This is a genomic window from Peribacillus phoenicis, assembly GCF_047238085.1.
Lineage (GTDB): Bacteria > Bacillota > Bacilli > Bacillales > DSM-1321 > Peribacillus.
The window spans coordinates 1,061,184-1,083,391 of the sequence record NZ_JBDFMF010000001.1; the positions used below are offsets into that span (position 1 = coordinate 1,061,184).

Sequence of the window (22,208 nt, forward strand, 5' to 3'; positions counted from 1 at the left end):
ATTTTCAGGGAGGAAGAATAGTAGAAAATGAGTAAGAAAAAACAAGATGAACGTCCAAATCTAGATAAAAATATCTCAGTAGAGGATTTCCTGGAATTTTATTGGTTAAAGGAAGAGCTACAAAACTTCTGTAGAGAGGAAGCAATGAGTGCTTCTGGTTCAAAAATAGAGATTACAGAACGGATTGCATATTATCTAAAAACGGGTCATCGTTTAAGGGTTAGCAGACCATCATCCACTTCTAAAAAATCATCCTATTATCCAACTAAAAGTGCCGGTACTATGTCTTTAAATACCGTTATTGAACCAGGGTTTAAGTGTACTCAGGAACATAGGGAATTCTTTAAAAGTGTAATTGGCACTAAATTTCACTTCTCAGTTGAATTACAAAACTTTATTAAAGCAAACCCAGGTAAAACATACAAAGATGTAGTGGACCATTATTATAAAATACAAGAAGATAAGAAGAATGGAAGACGTACTACTATTTCAAGACAGTTTGAATACAACACATTTATTCGTGACTATTATGATGATCCAGCTAATAAAGGTAAATCACTTAAAGAGGCTATAAGCGCTTGGAAAGAAGTGCGCAGTCAACGTGGGGATAATGTATATAGACCCAAAAAATAGAGTGGGTGAAAGTAATGAGCACTCGTAAAATCATACATATAGATATGGATGCATTTTATTCGTCAATAGAACAACGGGATAATCCCATTTTAAAAGGAAAACCGGTAGTAATTGCGCGCGATGCAAAGGAAAGAGGAGTAGTTACTACATGTTCATATGAAGCAAGAAAATATGGTGTTTATTCATCCATGCCATCTTACATGGCTCGTAAGCTCTGTCCTCACGCTATTTTTATTCCACCAAGGCTTGATTATTATAAAAAAGTTTCTCAAGAAATTATGGGAATCTTTAGACGTTATACAGATGTAATAGAACCTATAGCATTTGATGAAGCCTTTCTAGATGTCACAACAAACTATTTTGGTACCCCTTCCGCTACGATTATTGCTAAAGATATAATGCGAACTATCTACCAAGAGTTAGGATTAACGTCATCTGCAGGAGTTTCCTACAATAAGTTCTTATCTAAGATTGCGTCAGATATTCAAAAGCCTTGTGGTCTTACAGTGGTGCCACCAGATAAGGCAGCAGAATTTATAAAGGGTTTACCTATCTCTAAGTTTTTTGGGGTAGGAAAAGTAACCGAAAAAAAGATGAATGAATTAGGCATTTATACAGGGGAGGATCTCCTTAAATGGAGTGAAACAGATTTAATCAGACATTTTAATAAGCGTGGCTACTTGTTATATCGAAATGTCAGAGGTGAAGATGATACACCAGTGGTAAGTGAAAGGAAAAGGAAATCACTAGGAAAAGAGTTTACGTTTCATGAAGATGTTCATGATGAAGAAGTCATTTTTTATAAGATAAGGGAGCTAGCAAATATAATATCAGGCAATCTATACAAATTACACTTAAAAGGAAGTGTAATTAAGTTAAAAGTTCGGTATGGAGATTTTTCTTCTGTAACCAAGCAAAAATCTAAAGTTGTAAGAGAACCGCTAGAAATTTATAACACAGCTGTAGAATTATGGGAAAGTCTTGAAGGTAGGGGTCCTATACGTAATATAGGTATTTATGCTTCTAGTCTACATGAGGTACATGTAGAAGAGGAAGGATTTTTATAAGGAATCCTTTAGAGAAGGGGGACTGTGTAATGAAATTAATCTGTTTACCGTTTGCAGGAGGTTCATCCGTGGTCTTTAGTAAATGGCCGAAGCTAGTTTCCGCGAATATTGAAATCTTAAATATTGAATTGGCAGGTAGAGGAAGAAGATTTCAAGAAAAGTGTTATGAAAATGTAAAAGAAGCAGTCGAAGATATCTATCAAATAGTAAAACCTGTTCTGACAGGGGATGAACCTTACTCTATTTTTGGTCACAGTATGGGAAGCCTGCTAGCATTCGAACTCTGCCACAAAATTCAAGAGGCAAACCATAGGTTACCTAAAGCTGTCTTTTTCTCTGCCAAATCAGCACCACACCTTTCTCCAAAAGAAAAAGTCCATTTATTTGAAAAAGAACGTTTTATAGAGAGGGTTTTTAGCTTAGGAGGCACACCTGAGCAGTTGATTAATAATAAAGAACTTCTGGATTTGTATCTCCCTTCTATCCGAGCGGATTATAAGCTGGTTGAAACATATAAATTTCAGGAGAGACTGTCCTTGCTGAATATTCCCTTCTATGTTTTTTACGGGGATAAGGATGATATCAAGATGGATGAACTGCAAGAGTGGAAAATACATACTAGCCAAACATGTAGGTGGTATGAATTTATAGGGGGACATTTCTTCATTTACTCACAAGAGAATCGTGTTGTTACTTTAATAGATGACATACTGAGTAATCATCAGTTAGCGCTTAAGAGTTAAATGAATATATATGCTATTGAGATACCTAAAAGTTTAACCGGACACCAAATGGAGAAGTATTTGTCTCAAATTCCTATAGAAAGGCAAGAAAAAGTTAGACGATATGTAAGAGAGGAAGACGCAATCCGATCTTTATGTGGGTCACTAATAACTAAGTTTGTTTTATGGGAAGAATTAAAAACGTTTAACTTCTCTTATACTTATAATAAATATGGAAAACCTTTTATTAGAGAGTTTCCCAGCTTTCATTATAATCTATCCCATTCTCATAATTGGGTAGTATGTGCTACAGATAACAATGAAGTAGGTATAGATATTGAAAAGATAAAGGATATTGATCTAGGGATTGCTGAAAGGTTCTTCACACCAATTGAATTTGCTGAAATTCAACGTAGACCCCATTATGAACAATTAGCTTGTTTTTATGAATATTGGACGATGAAAGAATCCTTTATTAAAGCTTTAGGAAGGGGGCTTTCAATCCCTCTTAATTCGTTCTCTATAAGAGAAGAAAATGGTGTGTATAAGACCATTGATCAAAACTCAAAATTATATTACTTCAAACAACCAAATCTTGATAAAGAGTATAAGTTGGCTGTTTGTAGTAAGAAAAAGATATCGGAAATTAGAATTCAATATGTCAATATGAATGATTTTGATAAAAAGTGTCAGACTTAAGGTTAGGAAACTAGTTTTAACATATATAAATTAAAGGTTTTTAGGTAAGTTCAAAATTAACTGAGTTAAATGAAATTAACTCAAAAAAATAATTATGTGAGCATTTCGTTAGCGATTGGTCTGTATATCCAATCCTAGTTATTGATATCATAACTGAATTTTTTTATAAAATGTATTATCACACGTTTGAACTAGCCTGATTTTGTCTAATGAGATTGCAAGAGGTGGGTTCGAATCCCTCACAGGTCATCAACTGTCAAAGGCTCGAATCCTTGATATTACAGGGGTTTGGGCCTTTTTATTTTTTGATTTCCATTTATTATTCCTGTGTGATTCTGCATTGCACGGAAACTGGATATGTGACGCCGGCTCGTTCGTTGCATGACGTTAGCCACTTTGGTACACTATGCAGAAGTGCTTTTTTAGTTTGATAGCTGGGAGTTACTATCGAATGCATGGATGAGCTGCAGGGGTGTATCCTGAACGAACCCTTAAAATGGAACTCCTTTTACTGTAGACTTGTGGAGCAGTTACAAAACCCATTAACAACTTAACAATTTAAATGTTTTTCTAAGAAAGGACCATCTGTCCCCTCATACAGCAGAGTTGTATGGGGGCTTATATTTTATCAAGAATTTTCTGTTTAGATGACTTTACAGGAATAAAATAAGGAGGACGCAATGAACAATTATAAATTGACCATTCAATATGATGGCGGGCGCTATAAAGGCTGGCAGCGACTAGGTAATAGTGATGATACGATTCAAGGTAAAATAGAAAATGTATTAACGGAAATGGCAGGGGAAAAAATTGAAATCATCGGTTGCAGCAGAACGGATGCCGGTGTACATGCCCTTGCTCAAATCGCCAATTTTAAGCTCGGTGAAAATCTGACTGAAGCTGAAATCATGAATTATTTGAATAGATATTTGCCCCGAGATATCAGCGTTGTCGAGGTTAGGCTAGTTCCTGATCGTTTTCATGCCCGTTATAATGCTAAGGATAAAACCTATTTGTATAAGATCTGGAACGAGCAATATACAAATCCTTTCATGCGAAAGTACAGTATGCATGTAGAGAAAAAGCTGGATATCACAAGAATGAAAAAAGCATGTCAATTTTTTATAGGTGAACATGATTTCACTGCTTTTTCAAATGCAAAGTCCAAGAAAAAATCCATGGTGCGTGAGATATATTCCATTGATATAGAAGAAAATGCCGGCTTCATCCAAATTACGGTGCGAGGCGATGGATTTCTTTATAATATGGTTAGGAAGATTGTCGGGACGTTGATAGAAGTAGGGTTAAATGAAATAGATGCTGAAAATATACCAAGTATTTTAGAGTCAAAAGAAAGAATCCAAACGGGCCGAATGGCGGAGGCAGCTGGGTTGTACTTGGTAAAGGTTGATTTTTAGACCGGATATGGATTCATCGGTTATAGTATGTATAGTGTACAGGCAGTAGAAAAAGGGAAGTAATAGAAAAAAGAACGAAAGAAGGAGAGGTTTTTCATGAGATTAACAGGAAAGAAAATAATCAGTCTTGTGCACCATGATTTTGAAGATTTAGAGCTCTGGTATCCGATTTTACGTTTAAAAGAAGAAGGGGCGATTGTTCACCTTGCTGGAGAAAAGGCGAATGAAACATACATTGGAAAATATAGTGTACCAGCCATTTCCGATTATGAGTATGGCAGTATTAAAGCTGAAGAATATGATGCCATTCTTGTACCGGGCGGTTGGGCACCTGACAAAATTCGCCGGTTTCCTGAAGTGATATCACTCCTCCAAAACATGGAAGAAAGTAAAAAACCCATCGGGCAAATTTGTCACGCTGGTTGGGTGTTGATATCCGCGAAAATTTTACAGGGAAAGAATGTAACGAGTACACCGGGCATTAAAGATGATATGGAAAACGCGGGGGCAACTTGGATAGACAAGCCCGTCGTCGTAGATGGAAACCTTGTATCAAGCAGACGTCCGCCTGATCTACCGGATTATTTAAGGGAATTGATAAACGTGATTGAAAAGGGTTAAATCCATAGTACGGTGAAAAAGTGGTTTTTCCTTATGGAAAAACCACTTTTTCTATCCATACCCGAATTTATTTTTAATACTGATTATGATACATACTGAAATGCGAAAGATTATTCCCTTCATTGATCTTTAATCAAATCAATATACAAATTTCCTTTTGTTCCTACGACAGCATACGAGATATCAAAAACAGCAAGGTTTCTTTTTTTGAGTTCAGCCATTAACGATTCGTAATCGTAGGTGTGTTTGGATAAGTTTTCATATAAGATCTTTCCGTCATAGACCAGTTCAAGCGGTACAGATCCTGCTGAGGAGAGTAAAGGTAAATCCTGCTTGGCGGCATTTTGGTATTGTTCTTTTTTTAATACAGAGAGGGAGCCATTTGTCTCTAAAATGGCATATTCCACTTCTTCTATGTTGAAGATATCTTTTCCTCGCAAAGCCTGTTTAAGAGAATCCAGTGAATACCCCATTTGTTCCATTGACTCTTCGAGAATTTGTCCTTTTTGAATTAAGGTAGCAGGTTCTCCAGCGATCCATTTCCCGAAGCGCGGATTTCTAATCGTTAGACGATTCAGCATATATACGATGGTACCCATAATAATAATTGCAATGATAAAATACAGGAATTTAATTTTTATATTGAATGCTAGATTCCCTGCAATTGTCCCCATCGTAATTGAAGCGATATAAAGGTGATAGGTCCTCTGGGCAATCGTCTGTTTACCGAGGAGATGGACAAATACCCATAATAAAATAAAAGAGGTCAAGGTTCGAAAGATGATTTCAACAGATTCTGACATGACTATTTCTCCCTTGCAAAACTCCCGACAGTTCGTTTGTGATAGTTTGTTCTTACATCTTGCCGTTTATTCTGTAACTTAAAAAGGAAAAAGACATAAATTGATAGCCTTATTTTTAAACCAGGCATTCAAGATAAGTGAAATCTCAGGAAGCAAGCAGTTCGTTACTTGCTTCTTTTTTTATTTTGTCTAAAAAAATCGATGGATATGTTTACTTGTATCGTTAAAGAAATTTCTTCGAATAATAGTATCAAAATACTTTTGCACGGGGGTATGTTTTGAGAAATATTCAGGAAATTTTCATTGACGATTTAAAAAGCATTTATAAAAATTTCTTTGTTTGTATTGTAGTTGTTTTTCTCATGTTCATCCCTTCCATTTATGCGTGGTTTAATATTGTCGCATCTTGGGACCCTTATGCAAATACGGAAGGAATCCTTGTCGGTGTTGCCAATAATGATAAAGGTGCGGAGTTAAATGGCGAAGCCGTGAACATAGGCAAGGAAGTAATGGAAGGGTTAAAGGAGAATAAGGATCTGGGCTGGAGATTCACATCCGAAAAAGAGGCGATAAAAAAGGTGGAAAAGGGTGATTATTATGCATCCATCATCATTCCGGAGAACTTTTCCGAACATATTGCGACGATCATGACCGATGACCCTAAGAAGGCGGAAATTGATTACTATGTTAATGAAAAGATCAATTCCATTGCTCCTAAAATAACGGCAGCGGGTGCCAACAGCATTGTGGACAATGTGAGCAAAACCTTTATCAAATCAGCCAGTGGTAGTATCCTTGCAATCTTTAATGAACTCGGAATCACTTTACAAAACGAGTTACCGACGATTCAAAAAATGAAGAATATGGTCTATTTATTAGAGGGTGAACTGCCTGAGCTCGAGCAAAATATCAAAACCGTTCAAACACATGTCAAAAAGGCTGAAGATATCATTAAGAAGGTTAATGATGGCCTGGATTCGATAGAAGGAATAACATCGCAGAAGGACAAATTGGTATCGGACGTTTCTAGTTATGTAGATTCAACAAAGCAGGCATTCGAAGGAATCAGTCCCCTTTTGAAAAATGATATTGCGAACATCAGGGGCGATAATGAATCCGTTATAGTGCTGGCGAACCGGTTAACGGGTCAGGGTTTGCCTGGCAATGAGTATGATCAGCTAGTGGAACAAGGGATAACGAGGATAAATAAAGAGCTGTACCTTTTGGACAGTATGTATAATTTATTGGTGAGGGTCAATCAATTTAATGAGCAAAACTTGCTTCAGCCAGAAATACAGCTGGTTGATGAACTAAGGGATAATGCTTCGAAACAACTTCAAGAGCTGAATAGCCGAGCCTTCGGCAATCTTATCGAACTTGCTGGGAACAATGATCAAGTCTTGGCAAGATTCCAGGAGAGCTATTCAAAGGAAACGGGGCCAAAATTCACTGAAATCTGGAATGAAACGGAAGCAATATTGAATAAGGTCCAGCTTACGATGGAGGAGGGAGCCAAGGTTCTTCCTGAGGTGAGGGTGTTATTGAATGAGACCAATCGAACATTGGAAACACGTACAGGGGATATCGATAAGTTACAGAATAAGTTTCCGGAAATCGAAACGAAAATAAAGGCTCTAGCTTCTAAAATGAGGGAATTCGATAAGTCTTATAATATGGAAGAAGTGATCGATTTCCTAAGGAATGATATTGAACAAGAAAGTGAATTTTTTTCAGAACCAGTGCTGCTCAATAAACACAGTCTCTTTCCGATTCCGAACTATGGGTCCGCAATGTCTCCTTTCTTTACGGCACTTTCCCTTTGGGTCGGCGGTACAATATTGATTTCCATGCTTAGCGTGGGTGTTTCTCAAAAGGTCTATAGCCCGTATCAAATTTATATCGGGCGGTATCTTATATTTTTCATCATTGGGGTAATGCAGGCTCTTAGTGTTTCTATTGGGAATATCATCCTGATCGATGTGTATGTAGCGGATAAATTTGAGTACATCCTGTTTTCTGTTCTGATAAGTACAGTATTTACACTCATTGTCTACACCTTCGTTTCCGTTCTTGGAAATGTTGGAAAAGGGATAAGCGTCGTCTTGATGGTCCTTCAAATATCAAGTTCAGGAGGCACCTTCCCGATTCAGGTCACACCGCCCTTTTTTCAGCATATTAACCCGTTCTTGCCATTCACCTATGCTGTGGGTTTACTTCGTGAATCTGTTGGGGGAATAACTTGGAGCGTAGCTGGCAAGGACATTTTTATCCTGATTCTCTTTTTAATATTCACACTCATCTTTGGTGTCATTTTGAAAAAGCCTCTGCATGCAAGGACACAAAAGATGAAGGATAAATTATATGGAAGCAGGATTTTTTAAGGTCATCGAAAGAGTGTAAGTGAAACAATGAATATTAAAATTAGCCTGAACCCTTACAAAGGGCTCAGGTTTTTATATTTGCTGATTGGGATTTGTTCATATGTTTTTTTGTGTAAGGCTGGAATATTTATCAATATTTTGACAGGTGGATAGAAAGATACCGATAAATTAGAATTTTTGCATTTTTATTGTTGACAAAAACCATTGGATTAATCATTATTAAGAAATAATGTTTAGTAAATCGATGCGATATAAAAGCGGGGTGACTTTATGTATTTAACAATAGATGGCATTGAAAAAAGTTTTAAGAATGAAAAGAAAGAAAGCATAAAGGTGCTCGATAAGATAAACATAGAGGTCGAGAAAGGAAGCTTCGTTTCGATCGTCGGCCCTTCAGGATGTGGTAAATCCACACTCCTTTATCTGATTGCCGGCCTTGATAAGGCAGATACAGGTGAAATACGTGTAGCTGGGAAAAAAGTGGTGAAGCCAGGACCGGAACGGGTTGTAGTGTTTCAAGAGGCGGGGTTATTTCCTTGGTTGACGGTACTTGAAAATGTTACATACGGATTGAAGTTAAAGAAAATTCCTAATGAAGAGGCGAAAGCCAAGGCATTGGACATTTTAAAGATGGTTCACCTCAGCCGATATGTTGACTCGTATCCACATCAACTCTCAGGGGGCATGAAACAGAGGGTAGCCATCGCAAGAGCGTTGGTGATGGAACCGGATATCCTGTTGATGGATGAGCCATTCTCCGCGCTTGATGAGCAAACGAGGATGGTTCTTGCATAAAGAGCTGCTCGAAATCTGGAGAAAAACTAAAGTGACGATCTTTTTCGTTACCCATAATATTCGTGAGGCTGTTCAGCTTTCCGAAAAAATTATCGTCTTTGCTACCCGTCCAGGGAAAATCAAAGAGACGATTTCCGTCCCTTCCATGAAAGATGGAGTTATGCCGGATAGTGTAACTTTGCATACAGAACAAAGGGTTCTATCGATTTTGCAGGAGGAAATTGAAAAAGTGCTGAAGGAGGAAATGGGGAATGATTACAGCTTTAAGACGAATCATATTCATCGCGATGATAGCGGGGATATGGGAAGTCACATCTAGACTTTCCAGTCTTCCGGATTTCATGTTCCCAAGCCTGACTCAGGTTTTGGAAACTCTGTTTAATGGACTGATGAGCGGACAAATAACCGAAGCCATCGGAAAAAGCCTTGGCCGAATCCTGATCGGCTTTATGATTGCCATTATAGTAGGTCTGATATTAGGATATTTCATTTGGCGCTTTAAATTGGTTGAAGACACTTTAGGATTCGTCGTGACGGCATTACAGTCCATCCCGAGTATCGTGTGGTTCCCTTTAGCGATCATTTGGTTTGGATTGAATGATTTTTCGATCCTCTTCATCGTCACCATCGGCGCAACTTGGACGATGACGGTTAATGCAACGAGTGGCTTTCGGAATGTACCTCAGTTGTATCAGCGGGTTGCCAAAACATATGGATCGACCGGATTTCATTTTCTTCGCACCGTTATTTTACCAGCATCCGTCCCGCAAATAATATCCGGTCTCCGAATTGCATGGGCCTTTTCTTGGCGCGCATTGATGGCCGGTGAATTACTTGGCGGGGGAGGCGGTCTTGGACAATTGCTGGAAATGGGCAGATCACTGGGACAAATGGATTTGGTCATCTCCGTGATGATCATCATCGCAATCATCGGAACAATCGTGGATAATGTTGTCTTCTCCCGTCTTGAACGTAATGTTCAACTGAAATGGGGAGTAAAGTAACGGTAGTTTAATAAAATAATAGTTAAAAAGGAGAGAAAGATATGCTGAAAAAATCATTTTTTGCCCTTATACTGTCTGTATTGTTAACCGGAATAGTAAGCGGATGCACTCAATCCAGCAGTAATGATGAAGAAGGAGAAGGGTCCGGGGGGAAATCCGTGAAAATTGGGTATTTTCCTAACTTAACCCACAGTGCAACGATCATTGCGCTTGAAAAAGGCTTTTTCGAAGAAGAGTTTGGTAAAGATGTTAAGATCGAAACCAAAACAGTGGCCAATGGCGGATTATTCATGGAAGCAATGGCTACAAACGCCATTGATGTCGGAACGGTCGGTCCTGGTCCATTGCTTAACTTTTACGTAAAAAACCCAGAATACCATTTGATCTCCGGGGCTGTTAATGGAGGTGCCGTACTTGTTGCTAGCGAGGGCAGCAAGGTTACGGATTTAAAAGATTTGGGCGGTAAAAAGGTAGCGATTCCCGTCATTGGAAGCACACAGGATGTCATGCTTAGGAAGGCCCTTCAAGATGTTGACTTAAAACCGACTACAAATGGGGGCACAGTTGAGCTGTATGCGGCAGCACCTGCAGACACAACCGCCCTTTTTGTCCAAAAATCAGTCGATGCAGCAGCAACCCAGGAACCATGGGGTTATGTATTGGAAAACCAGGCAAAAGGAAAGTTACTGCTTGACTGGGATCAATTTGCATGGGGGAAAGATTCACCTAATACGGTAGTGGCTGCAAGCCAGAAGTTCTTGGATAAAAAGGGGCTCGCTGCTTCCTATTTGAAAGCGCATGAAAAAGCGGTGAAGTTTATACAAGACAACCCTGAAGAAAGCCAAGAACTGGTTATTAAGCATTTGAAGGAACTGACTGGAAAAGAATTAAGTAAAGAAGAAGTGGCTTCAGCATTTTCACGCCTTGAAGTGACAACCGAAGTTAATGAGCAAGTCATTCAGGAAATGGCCGACATAAGCAAAGAAGCTGGTTATATCCCTAGCAATGATATAAAAGGCATGATTGATTTATCCATTCTTCAAGAAGTGTCCAAATAAATTGAAACAAGCAAGCGCCTCAGCCATCCTGGCTTTGGCGCTTTTTTTGTAATCAGGTGAAGGTTGGATTTAATCCAGTAATGGTCGAATAAATCCTGCATAGGTCGAATTAATTCCAGTACAGGTTGAATTAATCGAAATTAGGTCGGAATATTACGTTGTAGGTCGAATTAATTCCAGTACAGGTTGAATTAATCGAAATTAGGTCGGAATATTACGTTGTAGGTCGAATTAATTCCAGTATAGGTCGAATAAATTCCAGTACAGGTCGAATAAATCAAAATTAGATCAAATTATTACGTTGTGGTTTGAATTATTTTCCGGTGAAGGACGAATTCATATAAACATCGCAGGTCATGAACTCCCTGTTATGGACAGACTTGATCTAATGCTTGGATAACATGATCAACCTCTTCCCAGGAATGGATGGTAGCTCCTGAAGCCAGTGAATGTCCTCCTCCATTGAATTGACGTGCGACTGAAGCGATGGGGATATTCCGTGAACGTATCCTGACACGGATTTCAGAAGGATATTCGATGAAGAAAGCCCAGATTTTATTGCCCCTGACACTTGATAGCGTATTGACTAAATTCGAAGCTTCGAGTCGATCCACACCATACATATTTAAAAGTTCCTCCGTAATAATGAAGTAAGCTACACCTTTATCAGTTACCTTGAAGCTCATGAGAATGTCTTTTTGAAGTCTCGAAGCGTTTTTTTCCTTTACATTAAGACTGTTATGAATTCTTTCTGGCTGAATATTATAAGTTCTTAAGTGCGAAACCATCTTTAATGTCCTCGGAGTGGTATTCCCATTCATGAAATTCCCTGTATCACTAAGTATTCCTGCATAAAATGGTTTAGCCGCTTCTTTATTCATGATAAAGCCCTCTGGAAATTCCAAGAATAAATCAACAAGCATTTCACTTGCAGAGCTATAGGAAGGGTCGACCCAAGAAAGATCACCGAATTGTTCATATTCAGGGTGGTGGTCAATTTTAATCAGCATGTCCCCTTGATCATAGCGGGAATCACTGATCCGTGAAATGTTGGCCGTATCACAAACAATCACTAAGGCACCTTTGTATTTGTTATCGGAAATGACATCCATATCACCAATGAATAGAAGCTTATCCACTTCTTCGCCTACCGCAAAGACTTCTTTAGAAGGGTGGGAATGCTTCAATAGCTTCTTTAAACCGATTTGTGATCCCAATGCATCCGGATCCGGATTAACATGGCGATGAATGATGATTGTGTGGTATTTCCTGATCGCTTCGATTATTTCCGTTTTTTTATTTTCCATATCGCCATCTCCCTTTTAAGTTTTCCTTGTCTAGCGAGCGATAATTGATATTATGTATAATTCATATATTGACAGTTATGCATATTCAATCATCACATGGCTCACGAATAAAGGCAATTCCGATGTACTGGAAGTATTTTTATATTAACGGGAGGTATGCTTCAGAGTATTTCAGAGGAAGTAATAAAAACACGCAAACAAAATTATTGCAAAATTCAAAAAATGAAACTATACTTAATTTACCAAACCGATGACAACAAGTTACCTTGTTGCATGGCCGGCTTGTCATAAAACTGGAATCCATAAAAATTGACTTGGTTCACTTGATCTTCCTTTGCAGGAAGACAGTTCGTGGATAAGGGTCAGTGAAACATTCAATGTAATGACATTGTTGGTTTTACTGGCTCTTTTTTGTGTATCCCGACAGTTTGAAAGGGGTGATGATATGAATGGAGCTTTGGAGGGAGTCAGGATTATCGATGTATCCCGTGTTTTGGCGGGGCCGTTTTGTTCAATGATTCTCGGTGATTTGGGTGCCGATGTTATTAAAATCGAGCATCATGAATCAGGTGATGAAACGAGAGGATGGGGTCCGCCATTCGCCCAAGGAGAAAGCGCTTACTATTTATGTGCCAATCGAAATAAGCAAAGCATGACCTTGAATTTAAAGTCGGAACAAGGGAAAGAGATTTTCCGGAAGTTAGTGGCTTCAGGGGATATAGTGATTCAAAATTTCAAGACGGGCACATTGGAAAAAATGGGGTTAGGTTATGAGGATTTAAAGGAAACCAACCCCAAACTGATCTTGGCATCGATTACTGGATTTGGTTTAACTGGACCTTATAAGGATTTGCCTGGCTATGACTATATCATTCAAGCGATGAGTGGTTTGATGAGCATCACAGGAGCAAAAGATGGGAGTCCCGTGAAGGTCGGGGTGGCCATAGCTGACATAATGACTGGCTTGTATACATGCATTGGCATTTTATCCGCTTTACATCATAGGGATAAAGCGGGGGAAGGTCAGGAAATTGATATTTCGTTAATGGATTGTCAGGTTTCTTCATTGGTGAATGTCGCCAGCAACTATTTATTCAGTGGCTTGACCCCTGAAAGAATGGGAAACCAGCATCCCAATATCGTTCCATACCAGACATTCCGGACAAGCGATGGAGAGCTTGTCGTGGCAGTAGGAAATGATGATCAGTTCAGAAGGTTTTCAACCGTTATAGGCAGACCTGATTTAGCCCAGCAGGAACAGTTTAAGCATAATGAAAAACGTTTGCAAAACAAGGAAGTATTAATACCGATAATAGAGGATTTGTTGAAAGGAAAGACAAAGAAGGAATGGAAAGGGCTGTTTGATGATGCAGGGATACCCAATGGTCCGATCAATGATATAGCAGAGATGTTCGAGGATCCGCAAATCATCGCAAGAGGCATGTTGGTGAGCATGGAGCATCCCACAATAGAAGATCTTAGAGTGACGGGATCGCCCCTGAACCTTTCAAAAACTCCGGTTACGATGAGAAAGCATCCGCCGCTCTATGGTGAGCACACCGATTCCATTTTGGCTGATATTGGATATAGTCCAGACCAAATAAGCAAATTCAAGGAAAATAAAATTATTTAGGAGGAATTTTAATGATGAATTTCGAATTAACAGAAGAGCAGCAAAGTGTGAAGAAAGTGGTAAGGAAATTTGTCGATAAGGAAATTATCCCATACATTCAAGAGTGGGATAGGCAAGGTCAATTCCAGCCACATATTTTAAAAAGGTTAGCGGAATTGCAGTTGATGGGCGTTTGTATACCAGAAGAGTATGGTGGAGTCGGAATGGATTATAATACCCTTGCCATCGTTTGTGAAGAGCTGGAGCGAGGCGATACGGCTTACCGAACTGCAGTTTCTGTACATACAGGGTTAAATAGCATGACCCTGCTGCAATGGGGGACGGAAGAACAAAAACAGAAATATTTAGTGCCGCAGGCAAAGGGGATCAAGATAGGTGCTTTTGGTCTGACTGAACCGAATGCAGGGTCTGATGTTGCTGCAATGAAGTCAACGGCAAAACGTGTTGGGGACCATTATATCTTGAACGGGTCTAAAACATGGATTTCGCTCTGTGATTATGCAGATCATTTCCTTATCTTCGCCAAGACGGATCATGATGCCGGTTCAAGAGGTATCACTGCTTTTATTGTGGAACGGACTTTCGAGGGAGTGGAGTCGAAAGCCATTAAAGGGAAATTGGGAATTCGTGCCGGGAATACAGGCGAAATCTTTTTAACGGATGTAAAAGTTCCAGTGGAGAATAGGCTTGGTGAAGAAGGTGAGGGCTTTAAAATTTCCATGTCGGCATTGGACAGCGGCCGGTTTACAGTGGCCGCAGGTGCTGTAGGGTTAATAGAAGCAAGCCTGGAAGCAAGCTTGAAGTATTGCCATGAAAGAAGCACATTCGGAAAAGAGATTGGCAGGCATCAGCTCGTTCAACAGATGATTGCCAAGATGACCGCAAATTTAGAGATTTCCAGATTGCTCGTCTTTAAAGCGGGTACCTTAAAAAATCAAGGAAAAAGGAATACGAAGGAAACATCGCTTGCCAAGTGGATATCATGTAATGCTGCAAACGAAGCTGCCAATGATGCTGTTCAAATTCATGGTGCCTACGGCTACTCGGATGAATATCCAGTGGAACGTTTTCTGCGGAATTCAAAAGCTCCGGTCATTTACGAAGGAACCCGTGAGATTCATACTGTAATGCAGGGTGAATACGCACTTGGCTACAGACAAGATAAAGAGCTTCGTAAGCAATTGCCTGCATGGCCCTTCGAGCAGGTTTCCGTACATTAACTATAGATAGAGGAGATCAGATGATGAACACATACTTTATTGCAGGGCATGCAAAGCTACCACAAGGGATGGCAGCGAGAAATATATATGATTCCATCACCATCACGGTGGAGCTTGACTTTAAATATGGAGTAATAGTCGAGGCTTCCTGTACACTTGCTACAGAACATGGAAGGGAATTCATTCGTCAGCTGCTGCGCGGTTATTGCCTGAAAGATGGAATCGAAGAATTGATTGACCGGGTGCAAATGCATTATCGTGGGAAGGCTGGTCAAGCCATTCAAGCAGGGCTGAAGGATGTGTATGCACAGTTCGAATTGGTCTCCGTTAAATAAGCGAAACTGGGAGGATCCTACCGTATGTATGAGGGTAGGATCCTTTTTAATATGTTCAGGCAGATGATGGAGCTGTTTTTATGAAAATAATAGTGCTGCCGGTATGGCGAACGAAGTAGAAATTTAATAACTTCTCAAGAAGAACGTGTTAAAGAAAGTAACTTTTCTCAGGAACTAATTGATACAATAGATGAGTATATTGTATGGGATGAATCTGGGATTTTTTTTTCATGGACCCATCAGGAGATTTATCAACAAACTTAAGTGAAGAATGAAGAAGAAGGCATTGCTATAGCAGTCGGTCTTGGTGCCGCTGGTTATTAGGGACAAATATTTGTTATGGTGTTGAGCAAGAAATTATAAAAATTTCGTATCATCAAAGATTAGATAACTTCCGACAGGAGTAAAATATCATTCTAAGTAAGGATGGTTTCATGAAGCGTATTGATGTTGTTTTGCTATTTATGGTTGTATCTATCTCGGTATTACTGTTTATTCTTCTTCAGGGGAAGTTATCCAACAACTATATAGTTTTAATGACTTTTGGGTTTGGCTTAGTTGTTGGATTGGTTAGGCTTTCCCTGCTAAAAAAATACGCCTAGCCTAAGAGAAGAAGTCTTGCATAATTAGATTAACCAAGCTATTAACCAAAGTACCTGGGGACTTTTTAAATTACACAGGAGAGATTTCATAAAAATACTGGGGATTTGCCTAGTATTTAAAAACCAAAAAATATAATTTCTCCTTATGCTCTTAATCAACTTCATTGCCTTTTTATCAAGAACGGTGAGATATTTTTGTTATGCTAAATGTTTATTTGACGTTCTCATTCTTTATTTACGTTACGAAGCTCTTCATGCTGTTTTTCAACCCGATATAACAGCATATCAACTGTTGGATGGATATAACCGATAAAAACACAAAAACTCGTCAAGTAGTGGCGAGTTTTGTGTTTTTATATAGGGATTGGCTTTACATTAAAGCTTAATAAACAGTAAAAATTAAAACGTAACCCTGAAATTAGAAGCAGCATTTCCGTTTATTGCGAAAGTTATTGCTGCAAAGCCACCTGCAGCGGTTGGAGGAACAACGGTTTCTGCTGGCGCGCCTTTGTCTGCTGCATATAGAACAACGGTTTCGGCTGGTGTGCCTTTGTGTGCTGCATGTCGATCTCCATTTCCAGCAGGAACCCCTTTGAGTGCCGGAAGTGGATCGTTTCCAGCAAGAGGCCCTTTGAGTGCCGCAGGTGGATCGTTTCCTGCTCGTGCGCCTTTGCGTGCTGCAAGTTGACCTGCTCGTGCCCCTTTGAGTACCACAAGTGGACCGGTTCCTATTCCTGCTCGTGCAACGCTTAGTGCTGCAAGCGGAGCATTTGTTGCTTGTACGTGAAGATCGGCCTTTTGAATGTGGGTCCTTAAACATGAAATCGCTCAATCCCAAGGAATTGGCTCTATCCACCGCATTCTGTATGTCACGAATGATGTCTGACATATATAATCCCCCTTTCTATACATTAAACTATGTTGCTTGTACGTGATGTGCTAAAGAAAACCCCCATCTTTTTAAAAATAGTGTTTTTTTTTTGGTGACATCCTTCGCTTTTTTTCATAATTTAATAGGAAAGGGAAGGGAAGGGTTATATGAATTCTGATAAGAAGCTGCCCGTGTACCAGCTTTTTATTCCACCAGTTAATTTAATGGAACTTCGCAGAGATATATGGTGCAATGATCCTTTACCGGCAAAGTTAACACTTAACAGAAAAAAACTTGATATTGATATTGTTTACCGTGGCTCACATATCCGCGGTTTTCGTAAAAAATCCTATAATGTAGTCTTTTATAAACCTAATACTTTTAAGAATGCCAAGGAAGTTCATTTAAATGCCGAATATAAAGATAAATCTTTACTAAGAAATAAATTATCTTTAGACTTTTTTTCGGATATAGGCACCTTATCACCGAACTCCCAGTTCGTTTTCCTGAATCTGAACGGAAAGGACGAAGGGATATACCTGGAATTGGAATCGGTGGATGAGTATTATTTGAAGAAAAGGGGGCTGCCAAAGGGGTCCATTTTCTATGCAGTGGATGGTGATGCCAATTTCTCATTGATGAGCGATTTGGATAAAGGAATCAAAAAATCATTGGAGATGGGCTATCAAAAAAAATGCGGGACAGCAAAGGATGAATTATATTTACAAGAGCTGATTCTTCAAATCAATACAATTTCAAGAGTGGATTTTGAAAAGGAAATCGTAAAATATCTCGATGTCGATAAATACCTGCGCTGGCTGGCCGGTGTCATATTCACACAAAACTATGATGGGTTCGTTCATAACTATGCCTTGTATCGAAATGGAGAAACTGGGCTCTTTGAAATGATTCCATGGGATTATGATGCGACATGGGGCAGGGATGTTAACGGGAAAGTGATGGAAGAGGATTATGTGGGAATCGAGGGGTTCAATACATTGACTGCCAGAATCCTTGATTTAAGGGGATTTCGTGTCCGATACCAAGAACTTCTTAAGGAGATTTTGAACAATCATTTTAACGTGGGCTATATGAAACCTATCATTCAGGAAATGCATGATCAAATAAGACCTTATGTTTCAAAAGATCCATATATCAAGGGGAATATTGTGAAATTTGATACTGAGCCCGAATTCATCCTGAAATTCATTGAGGCCCGTGCAAAGTATATAATTAGCCGGCTGCATAAATTGGATTAATAATTCCTATCCGTTAGTGATGGAACAATGAAAAATATAACAGCAGGAGTGTTGAAAGAAAAGCATTCCTGCTTTTTTCTGCACGATTCCATTTGCTTTTCTCTACTATTACAGCTATGTTTGATAGAAAGATATAATTTAAAGTAATGAAGGATGGGAATAGATTGACTAATCATAGCCGCAAACCGGCATATATATATACGTTTACATGCACCCCTGACGAACGCTCTTTATCTAAAATGGAGATGCGTTCGTTCTTTGGCTTTGAGACTTCATGGGATATTTTAAAAAGTGATATAGCAATTGAACCGAGCAGGAGCCCTTTCATAAAAGGGCGGGTCGACGTCATGTTTGAAGGGGAAAGCATATCCGAAATCGTTGAGCAAGTGAAGGATATTCATTTGCCAGATTCGACGTTCAAAGTATTATTCGTGAAAATTAACGATTTGAATAAAGAAGCAAAAATAGATTATGATGGACAGCGTGAAATTGAACGGGAGATTGGCTGGCACATTCAGGGAAATGCCGATGTACGTAATCCTGATCAGGTCTTTGGAATCGTGACCCTTGGCGGACGTTGGTATTTTGGGAAGTATGTCAAACCTGACGCGGTTTGGTTAAAACATATGAAAAAGCCCCGTGAATATTCAACAGCGCTTAGCACAAGAGTGGCGAGGGCCATTGCCAACATAGCCGTTCCGCATCCGGATGGCGTGAAGGCAATTGATCCATGCTGCGGAATTGGAACGGTATTGGTAGAAGCATTGTCGATGGGAATCAATATTGTCGGCCGGGATATCAATCCGCTTGTTACCGACGGTTCCAGGGAGAACATTGCCTATTTCGGACTCGAAGGTGATGTAACTACAGGTCCGATTTCGGAGGTCACCAGTAAATATGATGTAGCGATTATCGATATGCCCTACAATTTATATACACATGCGACGCCGGAAGATCAACTATCGATCCTTAAACATGCCAGGGGCTTTGCTGACAAGGTCGTCGTCGTAACGATCGACACGATGGATCATATGATTGAAGAAGCAGGATTTGAGATCGCCGATCGCTGTGTAGCCAGGAAAGGCATTTTTTCCAGAGAGATTGTAGTGTGTGTGTGAGTTTCATCGGCAAGAAAAGGCTGAAATCTTTAATTGGATATGGACTTACCCCTGTCAAATAGACAAATAAAAAAGGCAGTGCTGCCATCTGGCTTCGATATTCGGTGCCAGATGGCGGAAATGCCCCCTTTACAATTAAGTTTAAATATTGACTAGATTCCGGGTGTAGATGAACTTTCAGGGATTTTTTCATAGTCTGATGGATTAAGATTATGAACCGATCCATCTGTTACACCATTGATAATACCCATTAGCCCCGTTTCAACCGTTTTTACGAGCTGGCCATTCTCTTTTTGCCCAAAGTTTTGTGTTTGACCACTAACTTCAAATAGAACCGTCCCACTTCCGTTTAAAGCAAACGTCCCTAAAGCAGTTCCTGGCAGATCAATGGATTGATCGTATAATGAAATATTTGTAAAAACTGAATTTCCTTTTGCTTGCAGTGCATTATACGCAGTAAGTGTCAACTGACGGGAGAAATCATATTTAAAATTATCTGCATACTCTGCATATTTAGCACCTTCTGGAGTACTTGGGTTAGGAACGAATTTTCCTGATATTGACATAGTTGCACGCTCATCAGTTCCTTCGATATATGGGAACCCCTGGTGATGAAGATCGATAAAAACATCCACTTTCCCGAATTTTGATTTTAAGCCTTTATATGTGTCGCGTACCGATTGCGCTTCGGGGGTAATAAACCAGCCCGGCTTTTCAGATGCCCCCGGGAAGTCTTGAGGCTTTGGTACATAATTTAGGTCAGGATTGAAGTCACGGTTAACATCAAAACCGGGTTTGCTAGCATAGTCGTCTCCTGATCTGGGAGTAGTGTAATAGTTCCAAGTAGGTTTCACATTAGAAAGTTGGGGGAATTCACCTACAACTTCAGACCATGTCATTTCATTTCCACGACGATCAAGCTCTGAGCCGTCTACGTTCATCATTGGAATAGCAACAATTGTTAGTTCATCAAGCACTTTCTTTACCTCAGGTGAGTTACTTTGACCAAGGTTTTTAAGAATGTTCAATAACGCGACAGTTCCTGTTTTTTCATTTCCATGAATTTCACTTTGAATAAGAACGACTTTGTCACCATGACCGACAGTCACTTTTTGAATGGAACGACCCTGATTCGTTTTTCCGGCCACTTCTACATTGACTTTCCCTGAACTCGTTTGCTCAAGTTGATTTAATTCTTTTACAAGTTCGTCATAATTAAGGAATGCTTCGGTAGAAAGATTCGTTCCGCCTGTCGTATTTGGTCCTCTTTCAGCTAAGCTGACATTTGGGCCAAGTAATGCTGCGGCTACTACTGTTGAACTTAAAACCTTTAAAAATTTTCTTTTCACATTCAATCCCCTATTCTGAAAATATTTAATATTCAGATAATGGATTCTTCACTTTCTAATCATTTTCCTGTTAGATTAATTAAAACACCCAAAAAGGCCTATGTATTTCAGATTCAAGTATTTTGAATATTTTTCCACGAAAAAAGTAAAATCCCCACTAACTGGGGACGATTTCAATTTCGGCATTTTTTAATGTCATTTAGCTTGATAATGAACTACATTTTCAACGAGTTGTTTCGTGACTTTTCCCTGATATTCTAAATAATCCAAATGGCCGATGATTTCTGACATGACGAGCGGGAATTCAGATATATACTTTTGTTTGTAAAACTCCTTTGCCAGCTCATTGCCGGTAGCAATTCCGGATTCTATCAAGGCAAGGATCTTTTGTGATTTTCTTTCTATGCTGTTGAGTCTTTTTTCAATCGTATGACCGGGTTGTTCAATGATGTTACCATGACCAGGAAATAGGAGATTCACCTGTAATGCTAAACATCGTTTTAATGAATCGATATGATCTACGAGAGTCAGCATTCTATTACCGTTTTCATCAGGTTCGATCAAGGCATTGCTTGATATATGTTCAATCAATAAATCACCGGCAAGAAGCCGTTTTCCTTCTTGGTCAAGGAATGCAATTTGATCTGGGGCATGCCCTGGAAATTCGATCACTTCAAAATTCAGCCATTGTTTTTCCGTGATGGCGATGATGTCACCATTCAGTTTTTGATCTTTATTATTATCGACCGCGTTGAATAGGTATGCCACTTGTTTATCTCCAAGTTCACCACAGCCCATCTCATGGTAAAGCTGCTTATAAAATTCAATTCTCATACTTAAGAAGTCAGGGTCCCTTTTTAAACGGGGAATGGATTTAGAATGGGCAAAAACGGGAATCGGATGGAGTTCGGTAATCCGGTTGACCAAACCAACATGGTCTCCATGGTGATGGGTTAATAAAATTTCCGTTATATCTCCAACGGTAAATCCATTTTCGTTTAATGTTTGCTGCAGTGCATTCCAGCAGACGTCATCATTCATACCTGCATCGACTAATGTTAAAGATTCATCCTGTTTAACTAAGTAAAAGTTTATACTTTTTAAAGATAAAGCGCTTGGGGCTATAATCGGATAAATTTTAAATGTTGTATTCGTTTTCATGAACGTCCCATATCCTCCTAAATCGAGATAAACTACATCTGGAAAATTGCGAAATTACTAATGACCGAATAGATTTAAAGGGTTATTATTCTATGATTAGTTGAATGAACTGAAACTGTCAAGCGGAAGTTTCCAGGCAATCGAGAAATTTA

General features: G+C 39.3%; 20 protein-coding genes and 2 pseudogenes. 16 read left to right on the plus strand and 6 right to left on the minus strand.

Annotated elements, in window-relative coordinates:
* The first annotated feature begins 27 nt into the window (after positions 1-27).
* The 6 genes from ABC374_RS05120 to ABC374_RS05145 all read left to right on the plus strand — a co-directional run bounded on the left by ABC374_RS05120 (position 28) and on the right by ABC374_RS05145 (position 5,160).
* Positions 28-633 (plus strand): DUF6434 domain-containing protein, encoded by a 606-nt coding sequence (locus ABC374_RS05120; RefSeq protein ID WP_413016320.1) that lies wholly within the window; start codon positions 28-30, stop codon positions 631-633.
* A gap of 14 nt (positions 634-647) precedes the next feature.
* Positions 648-1,700, plus strand: a complete 1,053-nt coding sequence (gene dinB / locus ABC374_RS05125; protein ID WP_413016322.1) for a DNA polymerase IV — start codon at positions 648-650, stop codon at positions 1,698-1,700.
* A gap of 29 nt (positions 1,701-1,729) precedes the next feature.
* Positions 1,730-2,443 carry a thioesterase II family protein gene (locus ABC374_RS05130; RefSeq protein WP_413016324.1) on the plus strand — a complete coding sequence of 238 codons (714 nt, stop codon included), beginning with the start codon at positions 1,730-1,732 and terminating at the stop codon, positions 2,441-2,443.
* Positions 2,444-3,121: a 4'-phosphopantetheinyl transferase family protein gene (locus ABC374_RS05135; RefSeq protein ID WP_413016326.1), complete on the plus strand. Its 678-nt coding sequence runs from the start codon at positions 2,444-2,446 to the stop codon at positions 3,119-3,121.
* 680 nt (positions 3,122-3,801) lie between these two features.
* Entirely contained in the window at positions 3,802-4,539 is a 738-nt protein-coding gene (gene truA, locus ABC374_RS05140) for a tRNA pseudouridine(38-40) synthase TruA (protein ID WP_350301787.1), read from the plus strand.
* A 96-nt stretch (positions 4,540-4,635) separates the two neighbouring features.
* Positions 4,636-5,160 carry a type 1 glutamine amidotransferase domain-containing protein gene (locus ABC374_RS05145; RefSeq protein ID WP_413016329.1) on the plus strand — a complete coding sequence of 175 codons (525 nt, stop codon included), beginning with the start codon at positions 4,636-4,638 and terminating at the stop codon, positions 5,158-5,160.
* Positions 5,161-5,279: 119 nt separating this feature from the next.
* On the opposite strand, the gene ABC374_RS05150 is transcribed toward ABC374_RS05145, so the two are convergent.
* Positions 5,280-5,963 (minus strand): DUF421 domain-containing protein, encoded by a 684-nt coding sequence (locus tag ABC374_RS05150; protein ID WP_350301789.1) that lies wholly within the window; start codon positions 5,961-5,963, stop codon positions 5,280-5,282.
* A 278-nt stretch (positions 5,964-6,241) separates the two neighbouring features.
* Between ABC374_RS05150 and ABC374_RS05155 the strand changes: the two genes are divergently transcribed.
* The 4 genes and pseudogenes from ABC374_RS05155 to ABC374_RS05170 all read left to right on the plus strand — a co-directional run bounded on the left by ABC374_RS05155 (position 6,242) and on the right by ABC374_RS05170 (position 11,201).
* Complete coding sequence (locus ABC374_RS05155) at positions 6,242-8,344, plus strand: YhgE/Pip family protein (RefSeq protein ID WP_413016331.1); 2,103 nt, start codon at positions 6,242-6,244, stop codon at positions 8,342-8,344.
* A gap of 270 nt (positions 8,345-8,614) precedes the next feature.
* A pseudogene (locus ABC374_RS05160) lies at positions 8,615-9,458 on the plus strand (ABC transporter ATP-binding protein).
* A complete protein-coding gene (locus ABC374_RS05165) occupies positions 9,391-10,143 on the plus strand; it encodes an ABC transporter permease (protein ID WP_101224076.1) in 753 nt (250 codons plus the stop codon). The pseudogene ABC374_RS05160 and the gene ABC374_RS05165 overlap by 68 nt, the downstream one beginning before the upstream one ends.
* A gap of 41 nt (positions 10,144-10,184) precedes the next feature.
* Complete coding sequence (locus tag ABC374_RS05170; protein WP_413016333.1) at positions 10,185-11,201, plus strand: aliphatic sulfonate ABC transporter substrate-binding protein; 1,017 nt, start codon at positions 10,185-10,187, stop codon at positions 11,199-11,201.
* A gap of 368 nt (positions 11,202-11,569) precedes the next feature.
* On the opposite strand, the gene ABC374_RS05175 is transcribed toward ABC374_RS05170, so the two are convergent.
* Positions 11,570-12,508, minus strand: a complete 939-nt coding sequence (locus ABC374_RS05175) for a DHH family phosphoesterase (protein ID WP_413016335.1) — start codon at positions 12,506-12,508, stop codon at positions 11,570-11,572.
* Positions 12,509-12,953: 445 nt separating this feature from the next.
* On the opposite strand from ABC374_RS05175, the gene ABC374_RS05180 reads away from it, so the two are divergent.
* The 4 genes from ABC374_RS05180 to ABC374_RS05195 all read left to right on the plus strand — a co-directional run bounded on the left by ABC374_RS05180 (position 12,954) and on the right by ABC374_RS05195 (position 16,298).
* A complete protein-coding gene (locus tag ABC374_RS05180) occupies positions 12,954-14,141 on the plus strand; it encodes a CaiB/BaiF CoA transferase family protein (RefSeq protein WP_413016337.1) in 1,188 nt (395 codons plus the stop codon).
* A 14-nt stretch (positions 14,142-14,155) separates the two neighbouring features.
* Positions 14,156-15,361: an acyl-CoA dehydrogenase family protein gene (locus ABC374_RS05185; protein ID WP_054400504.1), complete on the plus strand. Its 1,206-nt coding sequence runs from the start codon at positions 14,156-14,158 to the stop codon at positions 15,359-15,361.
* Between the two features lie 23 nt (positions 15,362-15,384).
* Positions 15,385-15,696, plus strand: coding sequence for a DUF3870 domain-containing protein (locus ABC374_RS05190; protein WP_048682993.1), 312 nt, complete (start codon positions 15,385-15,387; stop codon positions 15,694-15,696).
* Between the two features lie 434 nt (positions 15,697-16,130).
* Positions 16,131-16,298 (plus strand): hypothetical protein, encoded by a 168-nt coding sequence (locus ABC374_RS05195; protein WP_413016339.1) that lies wholly within the window; start codon positions 16,131-16,133, stop codon positions 16,296-16,298.
* 399 nt (positions 16,299-16,697) lie between these two features.
* Here the strand turns inward: ABC374_RS05195 and ABC374_RS05200 are convergent, their stop codons facing one another.
* Positions 16,698-17,012, minus strand: a complete 315-nt coding sequence (locus ABC374_RS05200) for a hypothetical protein (RefSeq protein ID WP_350301796.1) — start codon at positions 17,010-17,012, stop codon at positions 16,698-16,700.
* 97 nt (positions 17,013-17,109) lie between these two features.
* Positions 17,110-17,187 (minus strand): annotated as a pseudogene (locus ABC374_RS05205) (CotG/ExsB N-terminal domain-containing protein); the annotation flags it as partial.
* A gap of 149 nt (positions 17,188-17,336) precedes the next feature.
* Here ABC374_RS05205 and ABC374_RS05210 point away from each other — a divergent pair.
* Together ABC374_RS05210 and ABC374_RS05215 are read left to right on the plus strand one after the other, a co-directional pair.
* The gene (locus ABC374_RS05210; protein ID WP_413016341.1) at positions 17,337-18,428 is read left to right on the plus strand and encodes a CotH kinase family protein; all 1,092 of its coding nucleotides are present in this window, start codon (positions 17,337-17,339) and stop codon (positions 18,426-18,428) included.
* A 146-nt stretch (positions 18,429-18,574) separates the two neighbouring features.
* Entirely contained in the window at positions 18,575-19,546 is a 972-nt protein-coding gene (locus ABC374_RS05215; RefSeq protein WP_413016343.1) for a TRM11 family SAM-dependent methyltransferase, read from the plus strand.
* Positions 19,547-19,698: 152 nt separating this feature from the next.
* Here ABC374_RS05215 and ABC374_RS05220 read toward each other — a convergent pair whose 3' ends face one another.
* Positions 19,699-20,895: a M14 family zinc carboxypeptidase gene (locus ABC374_RS05220; RefSeq protein WP_413016345.1), complete on the minus strand. Its 1,197-nt coding sequence runs from the start codon at positions 20,893-20,895 to the stop codon at positions 19,699-19,701.
* A gap of 195 nt (positions 20,896-21,090) precedes the next feature.
* Positions 21,091-22,056: an MBL fold metallo-hydrolase gene (locus tag ABC374_RS05225; protein ID WP_413016347.1), complete on the minus strand. Its 966-nt coding sequence runs from the start codon at positions 22,054-22,056 to the stop codon at positions 21,091-21,093.
* Positions 22,057-22,208 lie beyond the last annotated feature (152 nt).